This is a genomic window from Negadavirga shengliensis, assembly GCF_042652345.1.
Taxonomy (GTDB): Bacteria; Bacteroidota; Bacteroidia; order Cytophagales; family Cyclobacteriaceae; genus Negadavirga; species Negadavirga shengliensis.
Window position 1 is genome coordinate 342,747 of the sequence record NZ_JBHSJJ010000007.1, and the last position, 9,444, is coordinate 352,190.

Here is a 9,444-nt window from a genome sequence, read left to right on the forward strand (position 1 = left end):
TATTTTATTTTAAAGATATATGTGTGGCATAGCAGGAATTGTCCGATTTGATGGTAATGCTCCCGATGAAGGGAAACTGAGGTCAATGATGCACCAGATCAAACACCGCGGTCCCGATGACGAAGGGGTTTTTACCGAAAATGAAGTCGGCTTGGGATTTGTACGGTTGAGCATTATTGACTTGAGTGCCGATGGACACCAGCCCATGGTTTCATCAGATGGCCGCTATGTGGTAGTATTTAACGGGGAGATTTTCAACTATGTGGAACTACGGGAGGAATTGCAGGCGGAAGGCGTTTCATTTAAAACCAGAACCGATACGGAAGTCCTGTTGAATGCCTTTATTCGCTGGGGAGAGGATTGTTTAGAGCATTTCAACGGCATGTGGGCATTTGTGATATACGACCGTGAAAAAAAATCCCTGTTTGCTTCCCGGGATCGCTTTGGCATCAAACCATTCTATTATGTGATCAACGAGAACTTCTTTGCTTTCTGTTCGGAAATCCCCCCCTTAAACGGCCTTTTAGAACACGCACCCCGCCCAAACTACCAAAGCATCTTTGATTATCTGGCTTTTAACAGGACCGACCAGACAGAGGAAACCTTCTTTTCTGACATAAAAAAACTTCAGCATGGATGCAAATTACAGGTCAAAGATGAAAAAATGACTATATCCCGGTGGTATGATCTGAAGGAAAGGGTAGCCGCTGCTGAAGGTTTCAAACATCCCCAGGAATTCAAATTGCTTTTTCAATCGTCAATTGCGCTGCGACTCAGGAGCGACGTGCCGGTAGGGGTGTGTTTAAGCGGGGGATTGGACTCATCTAGTATTGTAGCCATCCTGCTTGATAATTTTGACAAAAAAGACCTTCAAACTTTCTCTGCAGTATATGGTAAGGGGGAGTTTGGCGATGAAAAAGAATTCATTGATGAGTTCCATCCTGTTTTAAGACACATGCATTATACCTCTCCAAATGGAGAAACACTGCTGCATGACCTCAAAGAGTTTGTCAAAGCCCATGGCGAACCCATCCCGTCCACTTCCCCTTATGCCCAATATAAAGTAATGGAACTGGCAAAAAACAACGTAGTGGTTACGCTGGACGGGCAGGGGGCCGACGAAGCACTGGCAGGCTACCATTATTTTTTTGGTTTTTTCTTTAAAGATCTGTGGCGTCAGGCCAAAATCGGTAATTTGGCAAACGAGATCTACCATTATTTAAAGCGGCATAAAAGCCTGTATGGCATTAAATCCTTTTTGTTTTTTTTGCTCCCGGAAAAATTACGGACCCGGATGCGTGTGGATGAAAAAGGGTACATGTATAAGGATTTTGTTGAAAAATACAGCAGCACCAATAATATCGCAGGCAACCTGTACGGTTCAAATTCTTTAAAAAATGCCCTGCTGGATCATTTTGAAAACAAGCTCGAACATCTGTTAAAATGGGAAGACCTGAACTCCATGCATTACTCCCTGGAAGCCAGGGTTCCTTTTTTGGACTACCGCCTGGTGGAAAAAACCCTCGCCAGTGCAAATGACTGGGCGATAAGGGAAGGAATCACCAAATTCATTCTAAGGGAAGCCATGGCAGGCATACTTCCGGAAAAGATCAGGATGAGAAATGACAAAATGGGCTTTGGAACACCACAGGATGAATGGTTCAGAGAGCCCAAATGGCAACAACTTGTCAAAGAGATTCTAACCAGCGCTTCCTTCAGGAACAGAAACATCATAGATCCTCAAATAGCAATTAATAAATACGAAGAGCACCTGTCCGGAAAAATAAACATCGCCAAAGAAATATGGAAGTGGGTGCATTTAGAACTTTGGTTCAGGATTTTTATAGATAAAAACCAGATTTCCATACCAAAAAACAAGAACCTAACAACTTCCCGAAAATAACCACCACAAAGAGGGTGAAATTGGACATTCCTCCCTTTAAAAACACCCAGCAAAACAACTGTTTTCAACTGACCTTTGAATATTTTAAGGCGCCTTTTAAAAACTTAAACGCACTTATCGGGTTTAAATCCCTGATGATGGAAACTTTGATACAACCGTCCTGGCAGCCAATATACAAATAACCCCACATAATCTTATATACTCCAGGTTCCAAAACTTTCTCATTACTTACACCTCTGCAACCGAGAACCGGCACCTTTGTACCTGAAAAAATGGCATAACAATTTGCAGCCGGGTCGTGATAATGGTATAAGACTACTTTATTATAGATATCCATCGCTTTTTCATTGTGAAAATCAATCTTTTTATAATCCTGATACCTGGCTGTTTTGGAAGCCAGTTCGTGCCTTTGCGGCATGCCTTCGATTTTTTCTTCCACATAGGACCGGATAAGCTCAATCAGTGTAGCCTGAACAATGTCCTTCACTTTTTTTTCCAGCGTAATGGCATCATCCAATGGCGTAATTTTAAACACAATCTGCGCCAATATATCTCCTCCATCTACGGTATCATCCAGCTTCATATAAGTCACCGCCGCCTCGCTGTCCTGATTCTTTAATGCCCACAGAGTAGGCAACGCACCCCGGTATTTAGGTAATTTAGACGGATGGATGTTTATACAGCCATACTTTGTCATCGTCAGTATTTCCTTTCTTAAAAGCTTCCACATATTGATTATCATAATTTCAATTTTTTCTTCGTGTACAAAGCGCTGAAGTTCTTTCAAATTCTTCGTATCCAGCATCGGGATATCCCTTTTGATCAAAAACATCAAATACCCTTTATACTTCTTAGCAGGGCCTGAACACCCTGGCCCTAACAGAAATAACAGGGTATTGACCAATTGTTTAAGAAATTTCGGATACGGGGATGAATGGACGCCAAATGCCCATTTGAAAACATAATTAAAAGGATTGTATGTCCTGAACTTCGATAAATCTGTCATTTTGCCTACAGCTTTCAAAGCTATGTGTTCACTTTCACCCAGTAAAAACAAGGTACTGATTTCCTGTCCCAAGTACAATGTTGAAATTTGATTAACGGGGCTCATTCCTTCGGACATTGGCATCGATTAAATTATTTATATGTTTAATTGTCGCCGGAGGAAAAAACGGTTTTGAATATACGATGATCAAATGTCCAACTGCTGACTTTGGTGTGATCATTTATGACCAACTCAGCTTCTATGACATCACCCTCCTCCACGCCGGTAGGTTCTGTTCTAAAAATCTGGGAATGCCAGTGGGTAGGTTCCAGAAACGGATTTGTACTGATGCATAGTTCCTCATCAAATTGAATATTGAAGTACAGACAGAACCCATCCATAGTCCCTGCCATATTCACCCTTTTTGTAAAATGCATTTTTTTCGGAAAATTGGCCGGGTCCGTCTTCATTAGATCAAAAGACAGGATGGGCTCGGGCTCACAGTGGAAGAGGCCCTGATCTCCAGGCATCAGCCTGCAATGGCTTTTTGCCTTGCCGATCTTGTTTTCGCTGCCTAAGAGCCATCTTTTAGCCCCGTGAAAGTCAACACCATGAAGCTGTTGCTCCCAGATATACGGTGTTCTGTGACCTTTTTTTAGTGAGATCGGTTCAAAAAACAATTCGAAACGGCTTGGAAGAATTTTTCCCCCGGGTTTAAGTAGACGGTCTCTCAGATCGCAAAGATTTCTCACCATATCCTCATCCAGTAAAAAATCCCCTATCTGCTCATGAATGATCACATCGATTTTTTCCTCAGGATCAAAATCCCTGCTATGGGATTTCACAAAAGATATATCGGTGAAGTTATTTTTCTTCGCCAAAAATCTCGCCAATTCGATGATATTGCCGTGATCAACGGCATATACCATTTTAGGAGATTTTTTTAAAGCAAAAAAAGACAATACCCCTGTGCCTGAACCCAAATCGACTACGGTATCACCCGGCTTCACGTTTTTCTGAATGGCATCATGGTAAGTATTCACTCTGATATTGTCTGCCAACATCCTTTCGTGCTGGTCAACACTCGCAAAAATATTCTCATTTCGGTTTTTGTAAAGAATGGATCTAATCTTTGGATTGTTCTTTACCTTTTTTCCTATCCTGACAATTTGCTCCAAAATAAAATCAGTAACCTTTCCCATTTATAAATATTTGTTGATAGTACATTTTTTTATGAAAGCCCAACCTTCTGAACAAAAAACTTCCAAACGCCTGACATCCTACACACATTCTCAGAGAACGACCCCCCTTCCAAAAAGCCAAACCTGGGTAATTCATACCGATCTGCCAATTCTTCCTTAGTCAGATAAACCGGCCGGGTTGAAAAAGCATACCTGTAGCCTAACGTTTTTAAGACCTCAATTTCCCTCTCCCTGTAGTCTCCATTGGGATAAGCGAATGATTCAACTTTCCGTCCGGTCCAGTGTTCCAGTTTAAATTTGGACATGTATAACTCTTCCATCACCGATTTTTCAGTGCAGTTAACAAGTATGGGATGAGTATGGGTATGTCCGCCAATCGTCACCTGACCTGTTTTTGAAATCCGTTGAACTTGCTCCACCGTCAAAGCCTCTCGTTCCAACTTAACCCTTTTTTGTATTCTCCGTATGTACTTTAATCGTTCCTCGTTGGGTATGATTTTTAAAACTTCCCGGGACACGCTCGGATGTCCGGCATGTTTGGCCTGTGATGCATATGACCACCAGTAGGCACCCTGCTCCACAGGTTCCGTGGACACGAATATGGTCACCGGTACACCGTATTTGATGGCAGTATCCACAATACTTTTTTCATTGGATTGCCAGCCGTCATCCACTGTAATCAGTACAGCGCCTTTGGGAAATGGTCTTTTTCCTTCAATAATTTCTCCCAGATCATCTATGCTCAAAAAGTGAAATTTATGCTTTAAAAACCATTGAATGCAACTTTCAAATTCCCTTTTGGTGGGCTTATGAAAGTAGAACGAAATGATATATTCTCCTTGATGGGCCTTCTCCAATGCTTTTCTCACATATCCTAATCTAATCAACACCCACGCGCAGGCCCATGCCATCATGTTTCGGGCAGTAAACTTCATTTTTAAATGTTAACTCGTGAATCTATAGCTTTGTCAATTATCTGAAATCGAAAAATTAATAGTATATGTGGCCCCTTTCATACCCCTGCCCTTTGCTTCAGAATAAGGAGTAACCTTCAGCGAGTAATCTCCGGCAGGCAGCCCGCTTCCATAGTAATAGTTACCATTGCCATCATCACCGAACAATGCGAATGGAGGATAACTATCAATATAAGTCAAGGTGTTTTCCCCCGACAGATCAAACTTTACACTACCCACCAGGCTATCATTTTCCACCTCAGCCCTGATATTGACTTTATGGGTACCTATTGCCCTTAAATTCAAATTAATTCCCTCCTCGACACTATGTATATCTTTTTCTGTTTGCGCATTTACAAACACTAAATCCACAACCGAATTGGTAAATGTTTCACTATTTGAATCTACATCTACGCCCTTTCCTATTTCATTTCCCCGTTTTGGCAAAGTTGAATGGTCTTTCCCGGTTTTTTCTATCCTCAGGGATCCATTATCCCAGACCTGGATATTGTCAAAATATAATACCCTTTCAGAGACTGATGTTTTTTGGCTGGCCCAAGTACTTTTGTAAATACCGATTTTCCATTTTGGTAATGGTTTATCATTCATATTCTTTCCTCTGAGCTGTAAAGTTCTTCGCCCATCTATCCAAACTTCAGTTAATCCTTCGCTGGAATAATCATGAACCATGTGAATCTTAAAATTAGTCCATTGGTTTTTCCGGACAGTGGCTAAATCATAACTCTTTACTTCGCCATCGATAAAGGTCCTCAACAAAAATTTGCCGTTTTTAATAAGAAGGGCAACTGGCGCCTCACCATCCTGATGCCACTGATTGATTAAATCTTTGTTGCCTTCATGGATAAACTCTGTAGGAACAAAAAGGTCAAAAACATAATAAGTGTCTTTACCAATATGCCCCTCTTCTCCCTTGACAATAGTCACTTCTGCCCGCTTGCTTCCTTTAACCATTGGATCATCATCCCGCAATTCAAACCTGGCCGCTTTCTCCTTACTGAACTTGGGTTTAGCAGTTATCGTCAACCCATAAGGGGTTCCTACTTCAACGGATGCGATGGTCTCCAAAGCATCCTCGGCATCAAAAGTCTGCTCATAAATTATATGGGAGGCGTTAACCATCGGTCCTTTATCCTTCTTCTTGACGGACAACTCTTCCTCATGCTTTTGAAGGAATATCTTCCAAACAAAAGCCAGGGAAACCAATGCCAGTATAATTGCAACTATTGTTTTCAATTGACGCTTGCCCACTTTTAGTAATAAATAAAGAACATTATTTATATTTCAAAAAACTAAATAACGTATTTAAATATACATTATAGTTTTTTGATATGCAACACGCCAACTTAAAAAACGATAAAAACTATCTAATTATATCCTCTGAAATTCAATCCATTTTCAATCAATATTATACCTGAATATCATTTACCAAAACAGGCTAATTCAATGATACAAATATTGTTTATTTTATTACTAAAAAAATAATTTAAAATACTTCCCGCTACTATTTTCAACTAATTTAATCTGATATATTTGTTTTCTTTTTAAGATATACTAGCCGTTCATTTATATCAATCAAAAAGTCATGAACATCCATCCACATGCCTAATAAAAATACAGGGAAACCAACTATAGTTTCCCTGTCAAGATATTCATTTATTGAAAACGAGAAGCCGGAATTACCATCTGTGATTTCGCTTCCATCTGTTGCGACGTGGCCTTCTTCTTTGGTCGTCGTCGCTTCCGGAATCATCATTGTCAACTTCTGAAGAATCATCATTGTTATCTTCGTCTTCATCAGAAGAGGAATCACCTGACGAATCCCCGTTATCACCGGATGAGTCATCTGAACCACTATCTGAATCACCACCTGAACTTCCTGAATCATTATTTCCGGAATCGCTCGTGGTATCATCATCTTGTTCTTCAGATCCTTCATTAGTCTCATTGTATGCCATCAATTCATAGTCTGTCCTGCTGTCACCTACTTTTACATTATCATAATACAGTACCCTCCTGCTGGTAGTGGTTTTCTCATCTGCCCATTTGGATTTGTAGATGCCGATTTTCCATTTAGGCAGGTCATCATCATTTATATTCCTACCCTTTCTGTCTAAAAGTTTCTCATCATTTAACCATACTTCTGTCAACCCATCACTCCCATAGGAATGGATCATGTGTATCACAAAACTATTCCATGACTCTTTTTTTATCGATCCTAGGTCAAAATCCTCCCTTTGGCCATTTATATAATACCTCCACAAAAATCTTCCATTTTTTATACGAATCGAAGCTGAAGCATTACCGCTTTGGTGCCATTGGTTAATAACTTCATCGTCATCCTCATCAACATAGTCTTTAGGCACATACAGATCAAAACTATACCAGGTATCTTTTTCAATGTGGCCGTCTTCGCCTTTCACGATGGTCACCTCAGCCCTGCGGCTTCCTTTTACAATGGGATCATTATCCCTTAGTTCGAAACGGGCAGCCTTTTCTCCCGAGTAGCCGGGCTTGGATACGGAAGTCAACGAATGATCTGCACCCAGCTCATGACCATGGGCGTCCTCCAAAGGCTCCCCTGATTCAAAATCGTCGTAGAAAATGAAGCTGGAAGAAGTTGCGGTGGCAAGGAGTAGTGGCGATTCCTCGGCTATGGGTTCCTCCTGTTGAGTGAGGTCACAGGCAAAAAAACCTGAGATCAGAATTGAACACATGAATAGGTTGGTGATTTTTTGGTGTTTTTTCATATTAAGAAAATATAAACAGTGATAAATATTTTCCTGCATTCCTTACCAATTGGATACCACAAAAGCCAATGGCAAAAGTCATTGATTTTTATAATACATTAAATTGGACTACAAGGAGCAGAATCCGATTTTTGAATTTGTTCGAAAAACCGTAAAATAAAAACTCATAAAAAACTATACATCTCCCATCATATACAATTATATGTAGATACATTTATTGTTTGCCATAAAATTATAAACCCCACATGTTTTTTATAAAATATTTTTTTATATCATCAAAATGGCAAATTAAGCATATTTTCGTACTGACATGTATTTTGAATTAGCACTGTCCAACTGCAAACATCACAGACAAATATTTTTTTTTAGAACATATTAAAAAATATATAAAAAGTTTTATGATTACCTGCCTTATAATTGTATAAAATTATTTGTTTATCAAGGTCAAAATTCTCCCTTTTGATTTTTTTTTTATATCTAGCTCATAACTAAAAAAAATATAAACAAACTTAATTTATGGTAAGAAACCGGCACTTCCACAAATATCCACAATTGCTGTGACAATATTCCTTGGAAATAAAAGTAACTGTTACAAATATTTCCCAAATTAGCGTTTAGACATTATAATATAATCGTATTTAAATGATGTTAAACAAAAAATAAAATAAAAATATAAAATGGGTATACCCTACCCATGATGAGTAAAGTATACCCATAAATATCTATGTAATAATACAATAATAAAATGGATAGTTACATATTAAACCGACCTAATCAAATCATCCACTACTGGTAAACGTAAATTAAAGTTATAAGTTCAGCATTAATGGATTTATTTTATCAAATCATTTAAATTATTTCTTTAGAAAACGAAGCCATTCTATCTTTTCCGGGGTGCGGAGTAAAATGCTATAAACCCCTGAACTCAAACCTTGATTACTTAAATCTATCATCAAGTTTGATCCGTCAACCTCAACTTCAGCTTGATAACCTATCCTCCCTGCAACATCATATATTGTAACATTCAAAGCCCCCTGAACCATCTTATCAAATTGTATATTTAATTGATTGTCAACAGGATTTGGATAAAGCCGGGATTTTCCCTCTCTTCTGTTTTTCATTACAGGATCCTCCAGGGATGATTCCTCTTCATCCGGATCGACTGCAAGTCTTAAATTAACAGGTTGCTGATTGTTAAACACCTGATTGATCTGACTCGCACTAAGGGCTTGATTGTAAATTCTTATTTCATCCAGAGCCCCCTGGAACCGGAGACCTTCACCCCAGGACCCTATCGTCAGCACACCATTATTGTTCAGTATAGCAGTAGGCGTAGCAGCCGTCAGGGAATTATCTTCTATACCATTCAGATAGATTTTCATCGTCTGCCCATCGAAGGTCGCCGCCACGTGCATCCATGTGGAACCATTGGAAGGATAGCTCCCGTTGGACAGCAGGTGGTAAGTAAGGCCATGGGCATCCCAGTTGAGCCAAAACTCTATTCTGCCAGAACTTGTCGTGTTGATCTCATAGCCGTTCAGCGTGGATTTGTTCACGATTGATTTGGTCTGCCGCACAGCCGGACGGATCCATGCCGACAAAGTAATGGCCTCGGTGATGTTCAGGGAAGAGT

At 39.7% G+C, this 9,444-nt stretch carries 7 protein-coding genes; 1 reads left to right on the plus strand and 6 read right to left on the minus strand.

The window, feature by feature from the left end; translation table 11 throughout:
- The first annotated feature begins 19 nt into the window (after nt 1-19).
- Nucleotides 20-1,903 (plus strand): asparagine synthase (glutamine-hydrolyzing), encoded by a 1,884-nt coding sequence (asnB, locus tag ACFPFU_RS14490; protein ID WP_377065484.1) that lies wholly within the window; start codon nt 20-22, stop codon nt 1,901-1,903.
- A gap of 64 nt (nt 1,904-1,967) precedes the next feature.
- Here asnB and ACFPFU_RS14495 read toward each other — a convergent pair whose 3' ends face one another.
- From ACFPFU_RS14495 to ACFPFU_RS14520, 6 genes are all read right to left on the minus strand, one after another.
- Nucleotides 1,968-2,735 (minus strand): methionyl-tRNA formyltransferase, encoded by a 768-nt coding sequence (locus ACFPFU_RS14495; RefSeq protein ID WP_377065485.1) that lies wholly within the window; start codon nt 2,733-2,735, stop codon nt 1,968-1,970.
- 317 nt (nt 2,736-3,052) lie between these two features.
- Entirely contained in the window at nt 3,053-4,090 is a 1,038-nt protein-coding gene (locus tag ACFPFU_RS14500; protein ID WP_377065486.1) for a methyltransferase domain-containing protein, read from the minus strand.
- 29 nt (nt 4,091-4,119) lie between these two features.
- Nucleotides 4,120-5,025 carry a polysaccharide deacetylase family protein gene (locus ACFPFU_RS14505; protein ID WP_377065487.1) on the minus strand — a complete coding sequence of 302 codons (906 nt, stop codon included), beginning with the start codon at nt 5,023-5,025 and terminating at the stop codon, nt 4,120-4,122.
- 33 nt (nt 5,026-5,058) lie between these two features.
- A complete protein-coding gene (locus ACFPFU_RS14510) occupies nt 5,059-6,297 on the minus strand; it encodes a polysaccharide lyase (RefSeq protein ID WP_377065488.1) in 1,239 nt (412 codons plus the stop codon).
- 443 nt (nt 6,298-6,740) lie between these two features.
- Nucleotides 6,741-7,811 (minus strand): polysaccharide lyase, encoded by a 1,071-nt coding sequence (locus tag ACFPFU_RS14515; protein WP_377065489.1) that lies wholly within the window; start codon nt 7,809-7,811, stop codon nt 6,741-6,743.
- Between the two features lie 854 nt (nt 7,812-8,665).
- Nucleotides 8,666-9,444, minus strand: a 779-nt coding sequence (locus tag ACFPFU_RS14520; protein ID WP_377065490.1) for a T9SS type A sorting domain-containing protein, incomplete at its 5' end; no start/stop codon positions are given.